Consider the following 23,172-nt stretch of genomic DNA (forward strand, 5'->3'; position numbering starts at 1 on the left):
GATCGTACACAATGCAACTGCGGTCTAGTAGTCCGGAAAATCGTAGTCGAGCGCTTGAGCGGGACGGCGCGCTGCGCGAGGCGCGAGGCGGTTAGCGATGCCGCACGCGCCGGGCGGCATCCGGCGAGAGGCGGCAGCCGGCCGGCGTCGCTTTGGGAGCGAAACCCGGGCCCGGTGCGGGCACTTGCCAGATGTTTGGCCGAATCCTTGGATAACCCAATGCGCCGCTTGCAGACAGCGTGCGGCGAAGAGAGAGAGAACGAAATGCTTTTACATCTATCGACGTGGGCCGAAATCGAGCAATACCTGCAACGCAGCCGCTCGATCGTCGTGCCGATCGGCTCCAACGAACAGCATGGCCCGACCGGCTTGCTCGGCACCGATTGGCTCTGCCCGGAAATCATCGCGTGCGAGGCGCATCGAAGTGCGGACATTCTCGTCGCACCGACCTTCAACATCGGCATGGCGCAACACCATTTGGGTTTCGCGGGAACGATCTCGCTGCGCCCATCAACGTTCATTGCGGCGCTCGGCGATTGGGTGCGCTCGTTGGCGGTTCACGGCTTCGAGAAAATCTTGTTTTTGAACGGCCATGGCGGCAACATCGCCTCGATCGAAGCGGCGTTTTCCGAAATTTACGCCGAGGCGAGTTTCGCCCAGCGCCGCCTCGGGTTTGCATTGAAGCTGCGCAATTGGTGGGATCTCGAAGGCGTCGGCGAGCTCGCGCGCGAACAGTTTCCCGAGGGGCACGGCTCGCATGCAACGCCATCGGAGATCGCCATTACGCAGTGGGCGCTTCCCGAAACCATCAAGACGGCCAGCTATGCCCCGCGAATCGCACCGTCCGGGCCGGTTCGCGAAGCGCTCGACTTCCGCGCGCGCTTTCCCGATGGGCGGATGGGCTCCGATCCGGCGCTCGCATCGCGCGAAAAGGGCGGCGCGTTGGTGACGATGGCCGCGCAAAGCCTGATTCGCGAGTTGGATGCATTCAGCCGCGAAAAGGCCACGCAGTAAGGCGCCGATCGCACGGCCGCGATCAAAGGACGAATCCTTTCTCGAACGTTTCGCGCAGATAGGCAATCAACAGGGTAACGGCTCGCGAGACCTGCGGCGCGTAAGGACGAATCACGTAGAGCTGGTTTGCAAACGTGCCGACGGGTCGCCATTCGTCGAGCAAGACTTCGAGCCGTCCATCGCGCACGGCTTGCTGCGCCGTGAAATCGGGCAGAAGGGCGATACCGAGGTGGTCGATTGCAGCATCGCGCAATGCTTCGCTATTGTTGGCCGAGAGGCATCCGTCGACAGTGACGACGATAGGTGCTTCGGCCGTCTTGTGCGCGGTCTTGGGCTCGAACGTCCAAACGCCGCGGCCTGCCGCCCGCGGATAGAACAGGCAGTCATGCGCCTGCAGGTCGGACGGGTGGCGCGGCCGCCCCCGGCGCTCGAGATACGCGCGCGTGGCGACGATGACCGAATGCGTATCGCACAGCTTCCACGCAACGTGCGTCTCCGGCACATGTTCGCTATGCCGGATGGCGAGATCGTAGCCTTCGGTCGAGATCGACACCAGCCGGTCGGACATCTCGAGTTGCACCTTGATTTCGGGATTCGCGTGAAGAAACGCCGACATGTTCGGGATCAACTGCTGGCGCGCGAGCGACACCGGCGCCGTCACGCGGATCAGCCCCCGCGCCACGCCCGCCATCTCCCTGACCGTCGAAAACCCGGAGGCGATCTGATCGTACTGTGCGCGCGTGCTTTCCACGAGGCGTTGCCCAGCCTCGGTGAAGGCGATGCTGCGCGTGGTGCGCTTGACGAGCTGCACGCCCGCTGCGCGCTCCAGCTCGGAGATACGCTGACTCATCGCGGCCTTGCTGACGTTCAGACGGGCCGCCGCGGCCGTATACGACCCTTGCTCGGCCAGCACCGTCAGCCAGCGCAGATGGATCCAAAGGTTTTCGATATCGTGAGCGTCCATAAGCCTATTGTTCGGCAGGGGAAACAATCAGTTCAGCGGTGGCGTCTTTGCGCGGCGCCATTGGGTCCCTACACTGTAGGCACCGTCAAATCCAATCGAGGAGCAAGGATGCAACCCTATAACGATACCGCCGACGTCACGCACTATATCAACGGCGAGCGTGCGCGCGGGGAAGGCGAGCGCACGCAGCGCATCTTCAATCCCGCGACCGGCGATAGTCCTCGCCGGCTGTTGCTCGGCGAACGCGCCGACGTTGACACGGCGGTATCGAGCGCCAAGGCGGCATTCTCGAAGTGGAGCAATACGCCTCCCATCCGGCGTGCGCGCGTGATGCTCAAATTCCTCGAACTGATGAATCTGCATCGCGACGAGTTGGCGGCGATCATCACGGCGGAACACGGCAAGGTATTTTCCGATGCGCAGGGCGAAGTGTCGCGGGGCATCGACGTCATCGAGTTCGCATGCGGTGTTCCGCAACTGCTCAAGGGCGATTTTACGGACCAAGTGTCGACGGGAATGGATAACTGGACCATTCGTCAGCCGCTTGGCGTCGTCGCCGGCATCACGCCGTTCAACTTCCCTTGCATGGTGCCGTGCTGGATGTTCCCGGTGGCGTTGGCCACGGGCAATACGTTCGTCTTGAAGCCCAGCGAACGCGATCCGTCGGCATCGCTGTTCATGGCGCGGCTGCTCAAGGAAGCGGGCTTGCCCGACGGCGTGTTCAACGTGGTTCAAGGCGACAAGGTGGTGGTCGACGCGCTGCTCGAGCATCCGGACGTCAAGGCCATCAGCTTCGTCGGCTCCACACCCATCGCAAGCTATATCTACGAGACCGGGGCGCGCCTCGGCAAGCGAGTCCAAGCCTTGGGCGGCGCCAAGAATCATATGGTCGTGATGCCGGACGCAGATCTCGATCAAGCCGTCGATGGGCTGATCGGCGCGGGCTATGGCTCGGCCGGGGAACGCTGCATGGCGATCTCCGTGGCCGTGCTGGTGGGCGACGTGGCCGACAAGATCGTTCCGCGTTTGGCCGAGCGCGCGCGCAAACTCGTCGTCAAGGACGGCATGGAGCCCGATGCCGAAATGGGGCCGATCGTTACGCGGCAAGCGCTCGAGCGGATCGAGGGCTGCATTGCGGTAGGCATCGAGGAAGGCGCGAAGCTCGTGGTCGACGGACGCGGCTTGAAAGTGGCCGGAAGAGAGGGCGGCTTTTTCACGGGCGGCACGCTGTTCGACCACGTCACCCCCGACATGCGCATTTACAAAGAAGAAATCTTCGGGCCCGTGCTCGCGTGTGTGCGCGTCAAAGATTTCGCGGAAGCGGTCGACTTGATCAACCGGCACGAATTCGGCAATGGCGTCGCCTGCTACACGCGCGACGGCAGCATTGCGCGCGAATTCGGGCGGCGCATCGAAGTGGGCATGGTCGGCATCAACGTGCCCATCCCCGTGCCGATGGCATGGCACGGCTTCGGCGGCTGGAAGCGCAGCGCGTTCGGCGACATGCATGTCTATGGCGAAGAAGGCGTGCGGTTCTATACGAAGCAAAAGTCGATCATGCAGCGCTGGCCTGAAAGCATCGAAAAGGGTGCGGAGTTCGCAATGCCCACCGCCAAGTGACGATCGCAACCGCTTTCGGTTGAACGCGTTCGGTTGAACATATGTGGCGGCGCTGCCCTTCCGGCAGCGCCGCCATTTTCTATTCCGCGCTCTATTTCGCGCATGCGGCGAAAGGCACACCGGCGCACTAGGCGCTCGAGCTGGACAGCGCCTAGAATGTCCGTTGTCGCCGGCCTACCGGCGCGAAATCGGCCGCTCTCCTTTCCATTCACCGCTGCTGCCATGAATGCGCATCGCCCCCACTTTCTACGCTCGGCAGCGAGCGTGTTGTGCTTGGCTTCGCTGGCCGCGCTCTCGGCCTGCCGTGGAAGTGTATGCCTTGGGTCCGACGGTTGTTTCGACGACGGCGACCTGCAAACGATCTCGCTCTCGGGCACCGCGGCGACGGGCCGGGCGCTCGCGAGCGCGACGCTACACTTCGATTGCGCTGCGGGTGGGGCCGCTACCGTGTCGGACATCGGCGGCAATTACCGCATCATGCTCGATGCGGTTTTGCCGTGCGTGATCACGGCAACGGCGGGCGGCACGACGCTGCATTCGGTCGCGTTTGCGGGCGGCACGTTCAACGTCACGCCGGAAACCGACTTGATGCTGGACTACTTGGCAGCCCAACTGGGTACGGACACTGCCCATTTGGTCGCCGATTTGCCGAGCAATGGTCGCTTTCAACAAGCATTGGCAAGCGCGGCCGATGTGTTGGCCGCGCAAACGGCGGTCGTGTCCAATCTTCAGCAGCGCTACAACGTCACATTGGCCGCGCCGTCATTTCTCACGACACCGTTCACGGTGGGGCAAGCGGGCGTCGATAGCGATCTCGATGCATTGGCGAGAGCCGGGGCGATCGGCGCCGACGGCATGCCGGATCCGGCTGCCGTGTCGCTGCTGTCGCAGGCGGGCGCGGCCAATCGGCTCTGAGGGCATGCATTCGTAGCCGCGAGGCGCCGCGGCGCCTCGCGTGCGCAATTCAAAGCACGAGTCCCTGCACGTACCGGCGCGCGAACGGCGCATCGCTTATCCTCGACCCGTGAACTTGAACCGAATCCCGCCCATGCCCGCGCCGCCGATCTCCTTGACCGTGACGCTATTCGTGTAGCCGTCGGGGAACACCAGGGTCGGCGCCAGGGGCGAGAGGACACGTGCCTGGATGAAACGCAACGGAGAAATGAAAATGAATATGGTCGTCAACAGCGTGCTTTACCGCGCGGGCAAGCGCGTGCGCGAGATCGAGATCGACGCGATCGGCGAGTTCGTAGCCGAGCCCGATACGTTGATCTGGGTCGGCCTGCATCATCCGGACGAACCCTTGCTGCGGAAAATCCAGCACGAATTCCAACTGCATGACCTTGCGATCGAAGACGCCCTCAAGGCCCACCAACGCCCGAAGATCGAGACCTACGGTTCGTCCCTGTTCGTCGTCGTGAAGACGGCGCAGCTCATCGAGGGAGAAGTGCAGTATGGGGAAACGCACTTGTTCGTGGGACGCAATTTCCTCGTTACGGTGCGGCACGGGGCATCGTCGAGCTACACGCAGGTGCGCACGCGGGTCGAGCAAAATCCCCATCTGCTCGCGAAAGGCCCTGGCTTTGCGCTCTATTCGGTGCTCGATTTCGTGGTCGACAATTACCAGCCCATCATGAATAGCTACGACGCCCAATTCGATCGGATCGAGGCCAGCATGTTCAAGGCCGATTTCGATCTCGCCGTGATTCAGGAAAGCTACGAATTGCGCCGCAATCTGATCGAACTCAGAAACGCCGCGGTGCCGATGGACGAAATCTGCAATCAGCTCATCCGGTTTCACGAGGACATCATTCCGAAGGAGCTTCGCGCTTATTTGCGCGATATCCAAGACCACGCGCATCGCGTCATCGCGGCCACCGACGATTTGCGCGAAATGCTGACGAACGCGATGCACGTGAATTTGGCGCTCGTATCCGTGCGGCAAAACGACATCGTCAAGCAATTGGCTGGCTGGGGTGCGGTGTTGGCCGTGCCGACGATCGTGTTCAGCCTGTACGGCATGAACTTCCAAAACATGCCTGAACTGAAGCTCGCCTGGGGCTACCCTTTGACCCTTGGCCTAACCTTCGTCGGCTGTGCTTGGCTTTATCGCAAACTCAAGAAGTCGGGTTGGCTGTAGGCGGGTTGCGTAACGGCACACAGCGACCGGACGTCGATCGACGGCCGACATCGATGCGCGGAACCGGTAGACTGCGCCCTATCGTCGACGCAATTTATTGTGCTGTGCACAATGCGCGGCGGTAGACGAGTCATTCCCGTACCGCTTAAATATCGGTTTGACTGCCCGTCCGTTCGGACGAAGCCAGTTCCATCCGCGCCAATCGGAGCCTCATGAGTTCATCGCTGACTGTTCGCCGTATCGCTGCCGATCAGGGCGCCACCTTGCGCGAGTTGCGCGCCGCTGCCTTGCGCGACGCGCCGGATGCCTTCGACGAGACGCTCGAAGAAGCCCTATCCGAACAAGCAGAGACGTTCGACGCCGCCGCCGCGCGGCATGCCACCTCCGAGGTTTCCGCGTCATTCATTCTGTATACCGAAGGCCATCCCGCCGGGCTCGTCGGAGCCTATTTCGACGACACGCCCGAGCGCAAAGCATTCGTCTGCGCGCTTTGGGTGGCTCCGGCCGTGCGCCACTTGCGCGGCGGCGAACTGCTCGTGAATACGGCCGGCAACTGGCTTGCCGAGCGCGGCGCGCACGAAATCTACGCTTGGGTGGCCGACGCCAATCGCAACGCGATGCGCTTTTACGAAGCGCTGGGTTTCGGCCCGACCGGCGAGCACCAACCGATCGCACGCTCGCCGCAAGAGGGGCAGTCGCTGCTCGTGCGACACGTGAAGCACCCGTAACGTCACGCCTCGCATTCGATCCTGTCATGGCGCCGCGCTTGCGCCAGGCATCGCCGCGCCATAGCAAAAAATCTGGCCGGGGGCGCAGACCCCTGTAAAATACGCAAAATTTTTCGCCGCAAGCCCCATGTCGCTGAACAAAACGCCATTCTTCGAACTTCGCAGCGGCTCCGTCGACGCGCTTCAATTCGTCGTGAAAACCACGGACCTCGACGCGCTGAAGAGCGAGCTCGCGCGGCGCTTCGAGGCGACGCCCGAGTTTTTCTCGGGCGAGGTCGTGACGATCGACGTGCGCCGCCTGGGCGAGCACGAGCGCGCCCCCGTGGCCGAGATCGCGCGTTTGCTCGATGGCGTGCGCATGCGGCCGATCGGTGTCGTGGCGCTCGAGGCGCAGCGCGAGTGGGCCGGTAGCGCAGCGTTGCCGCTCGTCGAGGCGCGCGAGCGGCGCACCGCGGCGGGCAAAGGGGAGGCGCCGCAGGCGGCGCCCGAGCCCGCACCTGCGCCGGTCACGCCGGAGGCCGAACCGAGTGCGCGTGGAACGGCTTCGTCGCAAACGCTCATCATCGACAAGCCGTTGCGCTCGGGGCAGCAGATCTACGCGAAGGGCGACCTCGTCATACTCGGTCTCGTGAGCTACGGGGCCGAGGTGATCGCCGAGGGCAATATCCATATTTATGCGCCATTGCGCGGGCGGGCGCTCGCGGGCGTGCATGGCAATCACGACGCGCGCATCTTCTGCACGTGCCTCGAACCGGAACTGATTTCGATCGCCGGCATCTATCGGACGACGGAGAATCCGCTGCCGGCCGATGTGATCGGCAAGTCGGTGCAGATCCGGCTTGCGGACGAAAAACTCATGATCGAACCGCTGCGGCTCACATAGCAGGTAAGCCGCGCCGACGCGCCGCACTCAGTGCGCGTCGAACTCAACTGACGAAATTTGACGAACACAGGGTAAGGGGAAATGGCAAAAATCGTTGTGGTGACTTCGGGCAAGGGCGGTGTGGGCAAAACCACCACGAGCGCGAGCTTCGCGTCGGGCCTCGCGCTACGAGGCCACAAAACGGCCGTGATCGACTTCGACGTCGGCCTGCGCAATCTCGATCTGATCATGGGATGCGAGCGCCGCGTCGTCTACGATTTCATCAACGTGATCCAGGGCGAGGCCAATCTCAATCAGGCCCTCATCAAGGACAAGAAGTGCGAGAACCTGTTCGTCCTGCCGGCCTCGCAAACGCGCGATAAAGACGCGCTGACGCTGGAAGGCGTGGAGAAGGTCATCAACGATCTGACCGAGATGGGGTTCGACTACATCGTGTGCGATTCGCCGGCCGGCATCGAATCGGGTGCGCTGCTGGCGATGCATTTCGCCGACGAAGCCCTCGTCGTGACCAATCCGGAAGTCTCGTCGGTGCGCGATTCGGATCGCATCCTCGGCATTTTGTCGTCCAAGACCAAGCGCGCGATCGAAGGCAAGGATCCGATCAAGGAGCACCTGCTCATCACGCGTTACAACCCCAAGCGCGTGAGCGAAGGGGAGATGCTCTCGCTGTCGGACATCCAAGAGATTTTGCGCATCGATCTGATCGGCGTCGTGCCCGAATCGGAAGCCGTGCTGCATGCGTCGAACCAGGGTCTGCCCGCGGTCCACATGGACGGCACCGATGTGGCCGAAGCGTACAAGGACATCGTCTCGCGTTTCCTCGGCGAGGAAAAAGAGCTGCGTTTCACCGATTACCAGAAGCCGGGCCTGTTGCAGCGCCTCTTCGGCACCCGCTAAGGAGGGCGAACGATATGTCGATTTTGTCGTTCTTGCTCGGCGAAAAGAAGAAATCTGCGGCGGTCGCTAAGGAACGCTTGCAGCTCATCATCGCCCACGAGCGAGCCGGCGGTCATCCGCCGGCCGATTATTTGCCCGCGTTGCAGCGCGAGCTGGTCGCCGTCATTTCGAAGTACGTGAAGATTTCCGACGACGACATCCGCGTCAGCCTCGAGCGCCAAGACGATCTCGAGGTGCTCGAGGTCAAGATCGAAATTCCGCAGGCCTGAACCGGGGCGGCATCTCGCCTAGCCCCGGAACTCTCTTCTTCCTTCAATCTCCCTGTATTTCGAGCGTGGTCGCCGGTGGCGGCGCGCTCGAAAATATTCGGTTGCATTTTCGGCCCTGCGGTAATACGGTCGTTGTCGTCGCAATCGTCGCCTCGCGCATTATGGGAGTAACGTCGTCGCTGCGTACGGCGTCCCCCTATTCGCCATTCAGAGGCTTCTTATGAAAACGTCCACACGCGTTCTCGTTGCACAACTCGTCTTGGCCGCGGCCGGTACGTTCGCAATGGCGGCGTCGGCGCCGGCGTCGGCCGACGAAGTCGTCCTCGTCGCGCCCCATGCGCCGCCGCCCGTGCGCTACGAGGTCGTGCCCGCGCCGCGCGTAGGCTATGTGTGGGACCGCGGCCATTGGCGCTGGCAGCGCGGCGGCTACGTATGGGTGCCCGGCCACTGGCAGCGTGTGCGGATCGGCTATCACTGGGTACCTGGACATTGGGCGCGACGCGGCCCGAATTGGGCTTGGATTCCCGGCCACTGGGCACGCTGACGCCATCGGCCCGTACGGCGCCGAGCGGGGCGGCGCCGCATTTGCAACGTTATGCGCGGCCGTCGACGGCGTTGAGCCGCATCGAGGGCGGCGTGTTTATCCGCGTGGCGTGTCGGCCGGGGACTCGCTCTCGGGCTTGACGGCCGGCTCGTCTTCGAACAGCGGCTCCAACGTTTTCGTCGTTTCCGGCTCGGCCGGGGCCGCCTGCGCAGCTGGCGGCGTCATATAGCGAAGCGCCAGCGCTTCGTACAGCGGCGGCGCGAATAGGCGTGCAACGCGGCTGGCGATGAGCGCCGTCGCCATCAGCGAGATCACGAGCGCGTGCCCGTTGATCATCTCCATTACGATCACGAACGACGTAATCGGCGATTGCGTCACGGCGGCCAGATAGCCCACCATTGCCAGCGCGATGAGCATGGGCAACTGCATGCTGCTGAAGATGTGATGCAGCAAATTGCCGAAACCGGCGCCGATCGATAGCGAGGGCGCGAAGATGCCGCCGGGAATGCCCGGCAGGTACGAACCCACCATCGACGCCATCTTCAGGAATGGGTACAGCAGCGACAGTTGCTCGCGCCCGTCCAGCAGGCCGCGCGCCTCGGCATAGCCGCTGCCGAACGTCGTCCCGCCCGAAACCAAACCCACCACTGCGATCGCCAGTCCGCAAAGCGCGCCGAACATGACGGGACGCTCGCGATGCATCTGCACGAGCGGTGCCGGTAGCCAGCGCGACGTATGCAGCAGCAGCCAGCCGAAGATACCGCCCGCGACGCCGGTCACGATGGCCGTGAGGAGCACCGCCACGGCAAGCAGATCGGGAAAGTGCGAGCCGATCTCGATCGTGCCGAAGTAGGTGTAGTTGCCGTTGAGCCCGAGCGCGATCACACCGGCGACGATGATGGCCGTGATCAACACGCCGCTCGCGCGCGCTTCGAAGCTGCGCGTCAATTCTTCGATGGCGAATACGATACCCGCGAGCGGCGTATTGAAGGCGGCCGACAAACCGGCGGCAGCGCCCGCGAGCACGAGTTGCCGCTCGATCAGTGCGTTCGAGCGCGGATAGAAGCGGCGCAAGTTGTACATCATCGCGGCCCCGATCTGCACCGTGGGGCCTTCGCGGCCGATCGTGAAACCGCCGAGGATGGCCAGCAGCGACACGAGGATTTTGCCGGCCAGGAGCTTGAGCGTGAGCGTGCGCGGCCCCAGCGTGCTCGTGCCTTCATGCAGTGCGGCGATGACCTGGGGAATGCCGCTGCCTTCGGCGCCGCGGAAGAAGCGGCGCGTGAGCCAGACGCAAGTGGCGGCCAGCAGCGGCGTGGCCACGAGCGGCAGCCAGACATGGTGTTGCTGCACACCGCGGAATTGGCCGTAGCCCCAATCGATGAGCCGCGCGTAGAACACGGCCACGAGGCCGACGGCGATGGCGCCTAGCCAGAACACGCCATACCGGCGCCAGAGCTGCCGGGCGCGCCGGACGACGCCGGAGGAATGGAAAAGCGAGGTCCGGGCCATGATGGTCAGCAAATCAAAGCAAGGATTATACGTGCGCAATGCCTATGCCTCGATGGCCCGCCGGCGTGCGCCGCCGAAACGATCCACATCGCGGGGTGCTTTCGCCAAATTACGAGTTTGTTAAACGTGTCGCTGTCTATTGCCGGGCTATGGCCGGGCAACTCGCCCGGAGCCCGCGCCGCGCGGCGCACGCAACCGTTTGGGCCCGCCCGTGTAATAAGGGGGACGTTGTGCTTACAAATTGCAACGCTGCCCATGCCCGCCGTGCTGTTCAATCGCAATCGTTCGACATGCGGTCGAACGTAGCGACAGCGACATGAGGAAACGACAATGAAACGCACGACGGCACTATTGATGGCAGGCGCGCTGGTTGCGTTGCTGCTCGGAGGGTGCGTGATTGCGCCGGCGCCCGGTTACTACGGTTATTACGGCGGCTATCACCACCATCATGACTATTACTACGAGCGATAGGCGCGCGCGGCGAGGGCCGAGGACCCGGCCCTCGCCGAGTGCGAGGTCTTAGGCCAGCAGCGCTTCCACGGCCAGGACGGCGGCGAACGCCGCCGCGTTCGCCGCGACGGCTTCAACGAGGATGGCGAGCCAGGTCTTCGGGCGAAAGCGCATGGCAAGCAAGAGGGACCCTAGCAGGGCTAGGGCGAGGATGGCCACGATGTCGGCGTTGTGGATATGAATGTTCATCGTCGTCTCCCGGCGCCGATTGTGCAGAAAAGCGCCTTATTTGTGTGCGTTAAAAAGTATAGGCTGGCGCACTTTGCCGGCAAGCCGGGAAAACTCCGGATAGCTGAGCGGCCGGGATGACTGGCGCCGCGCGCGTCGCGGCGTTCGCCATGAAATGAAATGCCCGAATCCGGGGAATTTTTCTCGATCGACGTGACCCAAGCGGCGAGTGCCGATGCGTGGCGCAGTCGCGCCCGAGGGCCGGAGAAAAGGAGCGTTGTCGATGTCATCGTCCCCTGGACGCTCGATCGAAGTCGATTTGCTGCGCGGTATCGCGCTGATCGTCATCGCCATCGATCATATTTCGGTGAGCGTGCTGGCGCGCGCGATGCTGCACAACTATGCCTATTGCGATGCGGCAGAGGTGTTCGTTTTCCTCGGCGGCTACGCCTCGGCCGCGGGCTATACGAGCATCGCGGCGCGTCACGGCGAAGCGGCCGCGCGCCGGCGGTTTGCAAGGCGGGCGTGGGAAATCTATCGTGCCTATTTGCTCACCGCGGCATTGATGATCGCGTGCGGTGCGATCGTCGCCGCTTTGCCCATCGCTTCTCCGCTCGTCGGCGAGTCCGGTTGGCCCATGTTTGCGCATCGGCCCGCGCAAGCGCTGATCGACGTCGCGACGCTGCGGCAACAGCCGTTTTTGTCGGCCGTGTTGCCGATGTACCTGCTGTTTGCGTTGAGCATTTCGTTCGCGATTCCGCTTGCGCGGCGCATGCCCGTCGCTTCATTCGCGCTGAGTTTGACGATGTGGCTGGCGGCGCCGTGGCTCGCCGCCGGGTTGCCTGGTGTCGGCGAGTGGCCGTTCAATCCGTTTGCTTGGCAACTGCTGTTTATGCTGGGCCTGCTGTGTCGACTCTATCCGGTGCCGCTGCGCATGCAGACGTCGACGGCTGGTCAACTTTTGACGGGGGCGGCGGTGGCCATCGCGCTGGCGTTCGCCTTCGTCAAAGTATGCATCGACACGCATCCGTCGCCGGGCTTTATGAAGCAGAACCTTGCCAGCGTGCGGGTGGTCAGTTTCCTAGCGCTTGCTTGGCTGTGCGCGCAGGCGGCTCGCGCGGGTTGGCTGCGCACGGCGGCCGAACGGCTGCCTGCGGTCGTGGCGGTGGGGCGTCAGGGGCTCGTCTGTTTCGTCGGCGGCACGCTCGTTTCCATCGTGGCCGATACGCTCGTGCGGTTACTGCATGCCGAAGCGAACGGGTTGGCGCGGTTGACGAGCGATATCGCCGCCGTGGCGGCGCTGCTACTGCTCGCGCGCTTGGCGCAGGCGTATCGACGCGCCGGGGCCGCTGCGCCGCGCATGGCGCCGGCGGCGCGGCCGGTGCGCGTGACATCGAGTGTGCCGCCGCCCGCACGGCGCGAGCGGTGATGGCCGCGCACGAGCGAGCCGCCGCTCACGACAACCGAACGTCCTTCGTTTCACGCATGGCGAACACGGCCACTAGACTGACGGCCGCAGCGACCGAAACATAGCCGCCCACCCATCCCAGGCCGCCGCGCGTGGCCAGCATCTGCGCGATGTAGGGCGCAACCGATGCGCCCAGAATGCCGCCCAGGTTGTAGGCGACGCCGGCGCCCGTGTAGCGCACGGCGGTCGGAAACAGCTCGGGGAGCAATGCCCCCATTGGCGCGAAGGTGACGCCCATCAGAAAAAGCTCGAGCGTCAGAAACACCGTGACGAGCACGGGCGAGCCGCTGCCGACGAGGGGCGCCATGGTGAAGCCCGAGGCGATCGCGGCGGCGATGCCCGCCATCAGCACGGGCCGCCGGCCGAAGCGGTCGCTTGCCCAGGCCGCGAGCGGCGTGGCGAGCGCCATGAACAGCACGGCGAAGCACAGCATGCCAAGGAACGTTTGCCGGGGGATGTGCAGCGTCGACACGCCGTAAGAAAGCGTGAAGACGGTCGAGATGTAGAACAACGTATAGCAAACCACCATTGCAAACGCGCCCGCGAGCGTCGCGCGGCTATGGTGCGCGAACAGCGACACGAGCGGGACGCGCACGCGCTCGGCCCGCTCGATTGCGGCGCGAAAGGCAGGCGTTTCGGCGATCTTCAAGCGTACGTACAGGCCGAGCACGACCAGCACCGCGCTGGAAATGAACGGCACTCGCCAGCCCCAAGCGCGAAACTGTGCGTCCGAGAGCGTCAGCGCGAGCGTGAAGAATAGACCGTTCGATGCCAGGAAGCCGACCGACGGGCCGAGCTGGGGGAACATGCCGAACCATCCGCGCCGCCCTGCGGGCGCATTCTCCGTGGCCAGCAGGGCGGCGCCGCCCCATTCTCCGCCAAGCCCGATACCTTGGCCGAAACGCAGGATGCACAGCAGGATCGGCGCGAGCGAGCCGATTGCGTCGTAGCCGGGCAGGAAACCGATCAACGTCGTGGATAGCCCCATGACGAGCAGCGACGCGACGAGCGTCGATTTGCGGCCGATGCGATCGCCGAAGTGGCCGAACAGGAACGAGCCGATCGGACGCGCCACGAACGCTATGCCGAACGTGACGAAAGCCGAGAGCGCCTGCGCCATCGCCGACCCATGGGGAAAGAACACGGGGCCGATCACGAGCGCCGCGGCGGTGGCGTAGACATAGAAGTCGTAGAACTCGATCGCTGTGCCGATGAAGCTGGCGAAAACGATGCGTGATCGCCCTGGCGCGCTCGCCGCGCTCGGCGCGGTTGTCACGGAGGGCGAAGACGGCGAAACGGACATGAAAGGTCTCCTGGTGGCGTAAGGCGGCACCACGCGCGAGCGCGTCGGTGCAGCGAAATTCGGCGAAGATGTGCGAGCTGTGCGCCGAGGCGCGCCGGCGAGCAGGAAAGCACGCGGGCGTAAACGACGAGAAAAACGAGAAAACGAGCTAAACGTCAAATGCAATGGGACAGCTTGGCGCGTCCATGGGGGAACGGCAACGTCGGGCCGGCAGGCGCGCCGCCGGGTAGGCGGCACGCCGCGAGCATGGCCGGAGTTCCGGCAGCGCGGTGGGAAAAATTATAGCGAGGAGGCGCGGCGCGCGCCAACGCAAGCCTGAGCGCCGGGCGCCGTCAATCGAACGTCAGCGCTTGCGGCGGCGCGAGTTCGCGCAACTGGAATTTGCCGTCGTCGTTGAAGAGCCAGTCTTCCATGATTTCGAGCTGGCCGACCCGGTTCAGCAGCTTGGCCGGCGGCGCCGGCAAAGGCGAGGCCCGGCGCAACGCGGCCAGCGCCGTCGCTTCCGCTTCGTCATCGCCATTCGTTCGGTAGATGGACGAGCGCAAGACTTCGCCGTTGCGATTCACGGTGAAGGCGACGACGACGAGCGAGCGCAGCATCGCTTGCGGCGCGCGTCGCTCGAGATAGGACGGGTTGCGTTCGGCGATTCTGCGAGCGATTGCATCCCGATACTGATCGAGCGTCGCGCTATTGACCGCGGCGGGAGGGGGCAACGACGCTGCGGGAGGACGCGAGGGCGGAGTGATCGTGCAAGCCGCCGTGATCAGCATCGTGCCTAGCAGCACGAAGCGCGTAAGCCCGCAGGCGCACGATGCGGGACGGCGCACGAGATCGAGTTTCATGACGGTAATGGAGCGCTTGGCTCGCGCAAAAGCAATGTGCCTTAAGCGTAGTCAATGGCGTGCGCGTGCGCATCCGGATTTGCGCGGCCATCGTGCGTCGGCGCACGGCGCGGGCTTGTGGGGCGGGTGGCATGCCGGCCTATCTTCAACGGCTGCTGAAACGCGGGTGAGGGTTCGTCCGTCATCGTATCGATGCAATGGCGACGGGTCGCTTCGGTTCAATAGACGACGAGCGATTCGGCCCACCAGTGCGTACCCATGTTGCCGGAGCCGTAGCGCATCCACTCGTAATCGCCGTACCCGGGGCCTTCGCCGGGCCATGGGTTCATGAAATAGAGTGCGTGCTGCTCATCGTCGTAGCCGTCGATGACGACGAAGTGCCCTCCGCCTCCTGGCCAGGTCCATAAGATGACGACGGGATTGCCGCGGTCGATCGCGGCGCCGACTGCTTGGTAAGAAAGCGGCGCGCCGACATAGCGCGAGTCGCGGCGGCCCAGCGACCAAAGAATTCCGCTGATGCCCGTGGTACCCGCGATCGTATTGGGCGAGTTGGCGGGAGCATTCCAGTCGAACGGCGCACTTCGACACGCGTACCCGATCGAGTCGACCCAATTTTCGATCGCGCATTGGCGGCTCGGGACGCCGCGATAGGCGAGCACCGCTTTCGAATCGGCGGCCCAGCACCATTCGCTGTGTGCCTGGGTGATATGGGGAACGTCGAGTTGCCGCGCGCCCGCGAGGGCCGGTGAGCATGCCGCCGCGACGACGAGGCCGCACAGCAGCCGAGAGCCGAGTTCAGTGTCCACGGCGAACTCCTTCAATGCATGAATCTCGGATCGCGCAAGCCCCATTGCAAGCGGTGTCGAAGCGCGTCCCCCAGTTCCGCATCGGAAAGGGTAGGTAGGGAAGGGGTGGCCGCCGTTTCGGCCGAAGTTGTCGGCTTGGAGCGCGCGGCGGTAAGCAGCACATAGAACGAGTTGATGCTGGACGCGGATGGCGCGGCGCCTTGCGCCGAAACCTCGATGACGTCCGCTACGGCCGGCTGGCATCGAATGAATCGCAGCATAGGCCGCGGTGCTCGCGTGTCATAGCGTTGCGCGACGGCAACGAGTTCACGGGCCAATTCACTTGCCCCGGCCTGCACCATTTTCCATTGCCCGTTCATTTGGGCCACCGTGACGAGGCCGACGCCTTTGCCGCCGTGCATGACGATGAAGCGCCATTCGCCGCTGCCGTAAAGGCTCTGTTCGACGGACTGGCCCGCCATCAAAGCGCCGGCATCGACGAGGTACATCTCGAATCCATTGCCGACCGTCGCGTCACGTAATGCGCGATAGTCGTCGACATCGAAGATGCGATTCTCGCGAATTGGCTGCGTGGAAGTGGGCAAGCGCTCGGCAAGCGCGGCCAAACCGGCGATGGCTGCTTGCCGCTGAGGCGACCCGTCCATTTGCGCGAGGTAGCCCGGCACGGCGCTGGCGGCGGCCGCCGCGGTTGTCTGGGCGCAGGCAAGCGGAGAAAAAGCCATGCTCGCGAGCGAGTACAGCAGCATGGCCATCGATAGACGATTTCGCATAACGCCTCCGTGAAGCGATGCCTTATGCGACCTCTATGAGCAAATGTTCTGCCTAATGTCGGAATTCGATGCCCGCACCGCGTGGCGTCGCCCCGGTCATCGCAGGCCGACGCGGCGTGTCAAATGTTCACGAACGTCATGTCCATCGACCATTGCGTTTGGTTGCCGAGCGAATATTGGATGGACGGCGAGCGCAGCTTGTATTCGTCCGTCACGGCTAGCAGACCGGAGTCGGCATCGTGGCCGATCGTCGTTTGATATCCGCCGGCGTTGCCATAGGTAATGTCCTTGCCGTCGGAGAAAATCACGCCCATCAAATTCGGATCGGCTGACATATCGCTGTTCGCATCGATGCTGACGGTCGCGTCGACGCCGGGTGAGAGGCACAGCGTGCGATGCGTACGCGCGCCGTCGATCGTCAATATTTGATCGTCCCAATTGGGATCATGTTCGATGCATACCTCTTGGGTCGAAAGATTCGTGACGCGGACGATGGGATTCGTCATCTTGCTGCCCTCCAAGTGAATGACCGCCGCGCTTGCGACGCGCGGGTACCCGCTTGCGGTCGTTTCGGTCGAGAGAAAAGCGCGGACGACGATAGTCGCTCGTGTCCGGCCCGCGAGGGTGAGAAGCGGCGAAGATTCAGACGGCGTCGGTTCCAGATGCATGCGTCGCACGTGAGCCCGCCGCTTTCGGACTCGGAGCGTGCGCGAGCCGTTTTGCCTGTGCGAGCGTGCGCGCGATGTCGGCGTACGCGCGCTCGCGCGTTTCCGGGTCCGGAGCGCGCAGCGCATAGGACGGGTGCTACGTAGCGAGAATCGTTCGCCCATTGCGGTGCGTGACTTTGCCGAAGTGATCTTGAAGCCGCGCGCCGTAACAGGCGGATGTCCCGGGCACTTTGTATGCATCTCCGGGAGAAGCCGCCATCGGGCTGCGAAGACCATCGTGCGGCTCGCACGTGCCAATCAGGGGAGGAGGCCAACCGTGTTCACACCGACCATGCGTTTCGCAATCGTCGTAGCCTGCCTTGCCGCGTCGATCGCCACCGGTTGCTCGTTCCTGCAAGCGAGTGCCGAAGTGACGCCGGTCGATCAGCAATTCATGCTGACGGCCGCGAGCATGGGGACCGCACAGCTCGACATGGCGCAACTCGCCGAGCGTCAAGCGGGGGATCCGGCGGTCAAAGCGTATGGCCGTCGCCTCGCACAGCGGCATAGCCGGATCAATGAAGCCCTGAGTCGATTGGCGGACAGCAAGCACGTGAAGCTCATCAACGCGATGGAGCCCGCCGATCGAACGCTATACGAAGAGTTGACACACCTGAGCGGCGCCATGTTCGACCGCGAGTATCTGCTTGCGCAGATGAATATTCACCGCATGGGCAACGGCTTATACGAAAGTGAGGCGCAAGCAGGAGAGGACGCCGACGTGAAAGCCTTCGCGGCCAATAACGCACAGGCTGGCGCCGAGCAGTTGCAGCTTGCGCTGGCGTTGCTCGCGAAGGTGCAGCAGCGGCGGGGGCAGTGACCGCGAGCGTGCGTGGGGGCGGATTCGTTCAAAAAAGCTCGGGCGGTCTGCGATCGACCCATTCGCGCGGCATCGTTTCGGTCAGCGTTATCGCAGCGGCGTTCGGGTCGGTCGGCATGCTCGTTTATCCGAAGTCGGACCCTTTCGCGGGTTAGCGGCGAAGGGCTGAATGGACGGGTTTCGGAAGGAACGGCGCAACGAACGTACCGGGAAGCGCGGGCAAAGGCCAATGGGATATCGGGAATGGCGGAGGGCGTGGGATTCGAACCCACGAAGGCCGTGAAGCCTTGCCGGTTTTCAAGACCGGTGCATTCAACCGCTCTGCCAGCCCTCCGAGAGGCGCGATTGTAACCCGAAACGGCGCGGCGTCAGCGCCCCGGGCCGATCGTTGCGCTGCTCAGTCCTCTCTTTCGCTCAAGAAAAGCGCCTGCAAGTCGTTCAAGAAACGCTGCCCAAGCGGCGTCGGCGCGATCTTTTCGTAGGTGCGCTCGATCAATCCACGCCGCTCGGCTTCCTGCAGCGCGGGCTCGATCGAAGTCATAGGCATGCCCGTGCGCTCGACGAAGCGATGCACGGGAAAGCCCTCGACGAGCCGCAGCGCATTCAGCATGAATTCGAACGGCAGGTCGCGTGCGGACACTTCGTGCTCTTCTTGCACCGGGGCTCCCGCGCGCGCCTGCTCGATGAACGTGGCGGGGTGCTTATAGCGCGCCTGCCGCACGATACGGTGTGCGAACGAGAGCTTGGTATGCGCGCCGGCGCCGATGCCGAGGTAATCGCCGTAGCGCCAATAGTTCAGATTGTGCTTGCACTGATGATGCGGCTTCGCGTAGGCCGATACCTCGTAGCGTTCATAGCCGGCCGCGGCCGTACGCTCGTGAATCCACTCCTGCATATCGGCCGAAGCATCGTCGTCGGGCAACGCCGGCGGGAACTTCGCAAATAGCGTGTTGGGTTCGAGCGTCAAGTGGTAGAGCGACAGATGCGGCGGGGCGAACGAGAGCGCCGTCTCGATATCCGCGCGGCATTCGTCCAATGTTTGCCGCGGCAGCGCGAACATCAGATCGAGGTTGAAGTTATCGAAATGACGCGCCGCGATCTCGACGGCGCGACGCGCATCGCCACCGTTGTGAATCCGCCCCAGTGCGCTCAGATGCGCTTCGTTGAAGCTTTGAATTCCCACCGACAGCCGGTTCACGCCGCTCGCGCGAAACTGGGCGAACTTCTCGGCTTCGAAGGTGCCCGGGTTGGCCTCCATCGTGATTTCCGCGTCGGCGTCCAGCGGCAGCAGCGCACGCACGTCCGACAGCAAGCGGTCGAGCCCGCGCGCCGAGAGCAGGCTGGGCGTGCCGCCACCGATGAAGACGGTATGCACCTGCCGCCCCCAAACGAGCGGGAGCGCTTGCTCCAGGTCGGCGCGCAGTGCGTCGAGATAGTCGTCTTCGGGGAAGCGCTCGCCTTTCCATTCGTGCGAGTTGAAGTCGCAGTAAGGGCACTTGCGAACGCACCAAGGGAAGTGGACGTAGAGCGCAAGCGGCGGCAGCGATGTGAGCCGGATGGCGCCCGGCGCGGTGAACGCTTGGATCACGCCCGAACGGGTGCCGATCATCGCGCCTCCTTCAACAACGTGAGCAGCGCGCGCAGTGCGATGGCGCGGTGGCTGCGGGCATTCTTGAGCGACGGGTCGAGTTGCGCGGCCGTGGCTTTCAGCTCGGGCAGGTAGAAGTGCGGGTCGTACCCGAACCCATGTTCGCCGCGCGGCGCATCGATGAGCTCGCCGTGCCAGCGGCCTTCGGCGATGAGCGGCTCGGGGTCCTCGGCGTGCCGCACCAGCACGAGGACGCAGTAGTAATAGCCGCGCCGGTCGGCTACGCCTTGCAGGCGAGCGACGAGGTAGGCATTGTTGGCGGCATCGCTCTTTTCGCCGCCCGCGCGCTGTGCATAGCGGGCCGAATAGACGCCGGGCTCGCCGTTCAATGCCCGCATGCATAGCCCGGAATCGTCGGCCAGCGCCGGCAGCCCCGTCAAGCGCGCCGCGTGACGGGCTTTGGCCAAGGCATTCTCGACGAAGGTGGCGTGCGGTTCCTCGGCTTCGGGCACGCCTAGCTCGCCTTGCGCAACGAGCGCAATGCCTGCTGCGCCGAGCATGGCGGAAAATTCGCGCAGCTTGCCCGCGTTGTTCGAAGCGACGACGACGCGCGCAAGAGGCGCCGCGCTCGAAGCATGGTCGAGCTCGCTCGCGGCGCCGGCCGTGCCTCGTTGCGTGTCGCCCGGCTCACTCATCGTTCGTCTCCAGCGCCGCTTTTTGCATGCGCACGAGCGAGCTGATGCCTTGTTGCGCGAGATCGAGCAGCGCGTTCATTTCGTGGCGAGAGAACGGCGCGCCTTCGGCCGTGCCTTGCACTTCGACGAAGCCGCCTGCGCCCGTCATCACGACGTTCATGTCGGTATCGCAGCGCGAATCCTCGTCATAGTCGAGATCGAGCACGGGCACGCCTTCGTAGACGCCGACCGAGATGGCCGCCACGTAGTCGGTGATCGGCGACTTCGCGATGCGGCCGGCCGCGATCAGCTTCGAGACCGCATCGTGCGCCGCGACGAACGCGCCGGTGATGCTGGCCGTGCGCGTGCCGCCATCGGCTTGAATCACGTCGCAGTCGATGTGCAACGTGCGCGGCCCGAGCCGTTCCAGATCGAACACGGCGCGCAGCGCACGCCCGATGAGCCGCTGGATTTCCTGCGTGCGTCCCGTTTGTTTGCCGCGGGCCGCCTCGCGATCGCTGCGCGTGTGCGTGGCGCGCGGCAGCATGCCGTATTCGGCCGTGAGCCAGCCCTGATTGCGCTCGCGCAGAAATTCGGGGACGCGCTCGACGGTGCTCGCGGTGCAGATCACTTTCGTATCGCCAAACTCGACGAGCACCGAGCCTTCGGCATGCTTCGTGTAGTGGCGCGTGATGCGCACGTCGCGCAGTGCATCGGCGGCGCGGCCGCTCGGGCGTTGGGCGGTATCGGTCATGGTCGGGGTGGGAGGCGGCGCAGCCGCAAGCAAAGAGGAGAAACCGCAATTTTACCGCTCCGGACGCATTGCATGTCCCATGCCGCCCCGGCGCGCTCGTAGCGGGGGCATTCGGCAAAAATGGGATAATGCGCGTTCAACGCTTTCGCGCCGGGTCGACGCGCGAAGCGGCTCGAACAACCGGCCGGCGACGGCCCCCATCGCGAGACGGACGATGATTTACAGCATGACAGGCTACGCGAGCGCGACGCGCGAACTCGCGGCCGCTGGCGGCACCGGAGCCATGAGCGTATCGGTCGAACTGCGTACCGTGAATTCGCGTTTCTTGGACCTGAACTTTCGTATGCCGGAAGAAGCGCGCACGTGCGAGCCGACGCTGCGCGAAATGTTGATGACGAAGCTCTCGCGCGGCAAGGTCGACATTCGCGTGAACTTCCAGCGCAGCGAGCAGACGGCCTCGGTGGGCTCGCTCGACCGGAACGCGTTGGCGCAATTGGCCGCGCTCGAGCGCGCTGTGCTCGATGCGTTTCCCGACAGCGAACGCATGCGCACGGGGGAAATCCTGCGCTGGCCCGGCGTGCTCGCCGAAACGAGCGTCGCGCCCGAAACGCTGCGCGATGCCGTGCTCGCCTGCGGCAAGCAGGCGATCGCCGAGCTCGTGGAAGTGCGCGCGCGCGAGGGCGCGCAACTCGCAGCCATGCTGCTTGGCAACGTAACGGAGATGGAAGCGATCGTCTCGCGCATCACGCCCCTCGTGCCGGAGTTGATCGCCAAGCATCAGCAAAAAATCGTCGAGCGTTTGCAAGAAGCACTGGGTCTCGCAGCCCCCGACGCCGCGGCGACCATCGTTTCGCGCGAGGAGATCGCCGAACGCATTCGGCAAGAGGTGACGATGTACGGCATTCGCATCGACATCGCCGAAGAGCTGTCGCGTCTGTCCGCGCATCTGCACGAAACGCGGCACGTGATCGAAAAGGGCGGCAAGGTCGGCAAGCGCCTCGACTTCATGATGCAGGAACTCAATCGCGAAGCGAATACGCTGGGCTCGAAAGCGGCGGCCAAGGAACTGGCCGACGCATCGATGACGCTCAAGCTGCTCATCGAGCAAATGCGCGAGCAAGTGCAGAATCTGGAGTGAAAGCGATCATGACCGAGCTTACGCACGAATCGAACCCGGCGCGCCAAGCGCAGCGCAATCCGTACGCCGGCGCTTATCCCGGCAATCTGTTCATGGTGGTCGCGCCCTCGGGCGCCGGTAAATCGACGCTCGTGAATGCGCTGCTCGCGCGCGATCCGGCGATTCGCCTGTCGATTTCGTACACGACGCGCAAGCCGCGCCCGGGCGAGCAGGACGGGCAGCATTATCATTTCACGACGGTCGACGATTTCCTTGCGCGCCACGATCGTGGCGAATTTCTCGAAAGCGCGGAAGTGCACGGCAACTACTACGCCACCTCGCGTCTGTGGATCGAAGAGCAGATGAAGAACGGCCACGACGTGCTGCTCGAAATCGACTGGCAGGGCGCACAGCAGGTGAAGAAGCAATTCCGCAATGCGGTGGAGGTTTTCATTCTGCCGCCGTCGTTGTCGGCGCTCGAAGAGCGCCTGAAAAAGCGCGGCCAAGACGAGCCGAACGTCATCACGAGGCGGCTGCTCGCTGCCGGCAGCGAGATCTCGCACGCGCCGGAATCGGAGTACGTCATCATCAACGAGCACTTCGACCGCGCGCTGTCCGAACTGCAGTGCGTCGTCGACGCGACGCGTTTGCGCTTTGCTTCGCAATACGCGCGCCATACCGATCTTTTCGTCGAACTCGGCATTCACTTGCCGCACGCCGAGTGAAGGCGAGTGGTTGCGCACATAAGGTAGAATGAGCAACATATTGAGAAGGAATTTCGAAACATGGCCCGCATTACCGTCGAAGACTGCCTGAAGCAAATCCCGAATCGTTTCGACCTGGCGCTCGCCGCGACGTATCGTGCGCGACAACTCGCGCAAGGTCACACGCCGAAGATCGAGAGCCGCGACAAGCCTACCGTTGTAGCCCTGCGCGAAATCGCGGCCGGCATGATCGGTCTCGAGATGCTGAAGAAGGTCCCCGTCTAACACGTACGGCGCGCTAGGCGCATCATGCGCCTAGCGCTGTCGCTGCCATGCCAGTTCGCGCATAGCCCGCATAGCGATCCATACG

General features: G+C 63.9%; 26 protein-coding genes and 1 tRNA gene. 15 read left to right on the forward strand and 12 right to left on the reverse strand.

Annotated elements, in window-relative coordinates; all coding sequences use genetic code 11:
• Positions 1-264: 264 nt before the first annotated feature.
• Entirely contained in the window at positions 265-1,014 is a 750-nt protein-coding gene (locus QQS38_RS12490; RefSeq protein ID WP_479645701.1) for a creatininase family protein, read from the forward strand.
• Between the two features lie 22 nt (positions 1,015-1,036).
• On the opposite strand, the gene QQS38_RS12495 is transcribed toward QQS38_RS12490, so the two are convergent.
• Positions 1,037-1,978, reverse strand: coding sequence for a LysR substrate-binding domain-containing protein (locus tag QQS38_RS12495; RefSeq protein ID WP_479645702.1), 942 nt, complete (start codon positions 1,976-1,978; stop codon positions 1,037-1,039).
• Between the two features lie 108 nt (positions 1,979-2,086).
• Between QQS38_RS12495 and QQS38_RS12500 the strand changes: the two genes are divergently transcribed.
• From QQS38_RS12500 to QQS38_RS12535, 8 genes are all read left to right on the forward strand, one after another.
• Positions 2,087-3,598 carry a CoA-acylating methylmalonate-semialdehyde dehydrogenase gene (locus QQS38_RS12500; protein WP_479645703.1) on the forward strand — a complete coding sequence of 504 codons (1,512 nt, stop codon included), beginning with the start codon at positions 2,087-2,089 and terminating at the stop codon, positions 3,596-3,598.
• A gap of 222 nt (positions 3,599-3,820) precedes the next feature.
• Positions 3,821-4,513 carry a hypothetical protein gene (locus QQS38_RS12505; protein WP_479645704.1) on the forward strand — a complete coding sequence of 231 codons (693 nt, stop codon included), beginning with the start codon at positions 3,821-3,823 and terminating at the stop codon, positions 4,511-4,513.
• A 253-nt stretch (positions 4,514-4,766) separates the two neighbouring features.
• Positions 4,767-5,738, forward strand: coding sequence for a magnesium and cobalt transport protein CorA (locus QQS38_RS12510; RefSeq protein ID WP_479645705.1), 972 nt, complete (start codon positions 4,767-4,769; stop codon positions 5,736-5,738).
• 212 nt (positions 5,739-5,950) lie between these two features.
• A complete protein-coding gene (locus QQS38_RS12515; protein WP_479645706.1) occupies positions 5,951-6,466 on the forward strand; it encodes a GNAT family N-acetyltransferase in 516 nt (171 codons plus the stop codon).
• 127 nt (positions 6,467-6,593) lie between these two features.
• Positions 6,594-7,349 carry a septum site-determining protein MinC gene (minC, locus tag QQS38_RS12520; RefSeq protein ID WP_479645707.1) on the forward strand — a complete coding sequence of 252 codons (756 nt, stop codon included), beginning with the start codon at positions 6,594-6,596 and terminating at the stop codon, positions 7,347-7,349.
• Positions 7,350-7,430: 81 nt separating this feature from the next.
• The gene (gene minD / locus QQS38_RS12525) at positions 7,431-8,246 is read left to right on the forward strand and encodes a septum site-determining protein MinD (protein ID WP_479645708.1); all 816 of its coding nucleotides are present in this window, start codon (positions 7,431-7,433) and stop codon (positions 8,244-8,246) included.
• Between the two features lie 14 nt (positions 8,247-8,260).
• On the forward strand, positions 8,261-8,515 hold the full coding sequence (gene minE, locus QQS38_RS12530; RefSeq protein WP_102608594.1) for a cell division topological specificity factor MinE: 255 nt from the start codon (positions 8,261-8,263) through the stop codon (positions 8,513-8,515).
• A gap of 220 nt (positions 8,516-8,735) precedes the next feature.
• On the forward strand, positions 8,736-9,059 hold the full coding sequence (locus QQS38_RS12535; RefSeq protein ID WP_479645709.1) for a YXWGXW repeat-containing protein: 324 nt from the start codon (positions 8,736-8,738) through the stop codon (positions 9,057-9,059).
• A 96-nt stretch (positions 9,060-9,155) separates the two neighbouring features.
• Here the strand turns inward: QQS38_RS12535 and QQS38_RS12540 are convergent, their stop codons facing one another.
• Positions 9,156-10,571: a chloride channel protein gene (locus QQS38_RS12540; protein WP_479645710.1), complete on the reverse strand. Its 1,416-nt coding sequence runs from the start codon at positions 10,569-10,571 to the stop codon at positions 9,156-9,158.
• A 330-nt stretch (positions 10,572-10,901) separates the two neighbouring features.
• On the opposite strand from QQS38_RS12540, the gene QQS38_RS12545 reads away from it, so the two are divergent.
• On the forward strand, positions 10,902-11,042 hold the full coding sequence (locus tag QQS38_RS12545) for a hypothetical protein (RefSeq protein ID WP_479645711.1): 141 nt from the start codon (positions 10,902-10,904) through the stop codon (positions 11,040-11,042).
• A 48-nt stretch (positions 11,043-11,090) separates the two neighbouring features.
• On the opposite strand, the gene QQS38_RS12550 is transcribed toward QQS38_RS12545, so the two are convergent.
• Positions 11,091-11,270 (reverse strand): hypothetical protein, encoded by a 180-nt coding sequence (locus QQS38_RS12550; protein WP_479645712.1) that lies wholly within the window; start codon positions 11,268-11,270, stop codon positions 11,091-11,093.
• A gap of 262 nt (positions 11,271-11,532) precedes the next feature.
• On the opposite strand from QQS38_RS12550, the gene opgC reads away from it, so the two are divergent.
• Positions 11,533-12,678: an OpgC domain-containing protein gene (gene opgC, locus QQS38_RS12555; protein WP_479645713.1), complete on the forward strand. Its 1,146-nt coding sequence runs from the start codon at positions 11,533-11,535 to the stop codon at positions 12,676-12,678.
• A gap of 25 nt (positions 12,679-12,703) precedes the next feature.
• On the opposite strand, the gene QQS38_RS12560 is transcribed toward opgC, so the two are convergent.
• The 5 genes from QQS38_RS12560 to QQS38_RS12580 all read right to left on the reverse strand — a co-directional run bounded on the left by QQS38_RS12560 (position 12,704) and on the right by QQS38_RS12580 (position 16,944).
• On the reverse strand, positions 12,704-14,020 hold the full coding sequence (locus QQS38_RS12560; protein ID WP_479645714.1) for an MFS transporter: 1,317 nt from the start codon (positions 14,018-14,020) through the stop codon (positions 12,704-12,706).
• Positions 14,021-14,352: 332 nt separating this feature from the next.
• Positions 14,353-14,790 carry a TonB family protein gene (locus QQS38_RS12565; protein ID WP_479645964.1) on the reverse strand — a complete coding sequence of 146 codons (438 nt, stop codon included), beginning with the start codon at positions 14,788-14,790 and terminating at the stop codon, positions 14,353-14,355.
• 290 nt (positions 14,791-15,080) lie between these two features.
• Entirely contained in the window at positions 15,081-15,668 is a 588-nt protein-coding gene (locus QQS38_RS12570) for a C39 family peptidase (protein ID WP_479645715.1), read from the reverse strand.
• Between the two features lie 11 nt (positions 15,669-15,679).
• On the reverse strand, positions 15,680-16,438 hold the full coding sequence (locus QQS38_RS12575) for a hypothetical protein (protein ID WP_479645716.1): 759 nt from the start codon (positions 16,436-16,438) through the stop codon (positions 15,680-15,682).
• Positions 16,439-16,557: 119 nt separating this feature from the next.
• Entirely contained in the window at positions 16,558-16,944 is a 387-nt protein-coding gene (locus QQS38_RS12580) for a hypothetical protein (protein ID WP_479645717.1), read from the reverse strand.
• Positions 16,945-17,422: 478 nt separating this feature from the next.
• On the opposite strand from QQS38_RS12580, the gene QQS38_RS12585 reads away from it, so the two are divergent.
• A complete protein-coding gene (locus QQS38_RS12585; protein ID WP_479645718.1) occupies positions 17,423-17,965 on the forward strand; it encodes a DUF4142 domain-containing protein in 543 nt (180 codons plus the stop codon).
• Positions 17,966-18,209: 244 nt separating this feature from the next.
• Here the strand turns inward: QQS38_RS12585 and QQS38_RS12590 are convergent.
• The 4 genes from QQS38_RS12590 to rph form a co-directional block, all read right to left on the reverse strand.
• Positions 18,210-18,299 (reverse strand) — tRNA-Ser (locus QQS38_RS12590).
• Between the two features lie 63 nt (positions 18,300-18,362).
• The gene (gene hemW / locus QQS38_RS12595) at positions 18,363-19,574 is read right to left on the reverse strand and encodes a radical SAM family heme chaperone HemW (protein WP_479645719.1); all 1,212 of its coding nucleotides are present in this window, start codon (positions 19,572-19,574) and stop codon (positions 18,363-18,365) included.
• Positions 19,571-20,248, reverse strand: coding sequence for an RdgB/HAM1 family non-canonical purine NTP pyrophosphatase (gene rdgB / locus QQS38_RS12600; RefSeq protein ID WP_479645720.1), 678 nt, complete (start codon positions 20,246-20,248; stop codon positions 19,571-19,573). The genes hemW and rdgB overlap by 4 nt, the downstream gene beginning before the upstream one ends.
• A complete protein-coding gene (rph, locus tag QQS38_RS12605; RefSeq protein WP_479645721.1) occupies positions 20,241-20,981 on the reverse strand; it encodes a ribonuclease PH in 741 nt (246 codons plus the stop codon). The genes rdgB and rph overlap by 8 nt, the downstream gene beginning before the upstream one ends.
• Before the next feature lie 214 nt (positions 20,982-21,195).
• Between rph and QQS38_RS12610 the strand changes: the two genes are divergently transcribed.
• The 3 genes from QQS38_RS12610 to rpoZ are packed head-to-tail and all read left to right on the forward strand — an operon-like array spanning position 21,196 to position 23,087.
• Positions 21,196-22,119, forward strand: a complete 924-nt coding sequence (locus QQS38_RS12610; RefSeq protein ID WP_479645722.1) for a YicC/YloC family endoribonuclease — start codon at positions 21,196-21,198, stop codon at positions 22,117-22,119.
• Positions 22,120-22,127: 8 nt separating this feature from the next.
• The gene (gene gmk, locus QQS38_RS12615; protein ID WP_479645723.1) at positions 22,128-22,823 is read left to right on the forward strand and encodes a guanylate kinase; all 696 of its coding nucleotides are present in this window, start codon (positions 22,128-22,130) and stop codon (positions 22,821-22,823) included.
• Positions 22,824-22,883: 60 nt separating this feature from the next.
• Positions 22,884-23,087 (forward strand): DNA-directed RNA polymerase subunit omega, encoded by a 204-nt coding sequence (gene rpoZ, locus QQS38_RS12620; protein WP_479645724.1) that lies wholly within the window; start codon positions 22,884-22,886, stop codon positions 23,085-23,087.
• The last annotated feature ends 85 nt before the right edge of the window (positions 23,088-23,172 follow it).

The organism is Trinickia sp. Z7 (assembly GCF_056498045.1).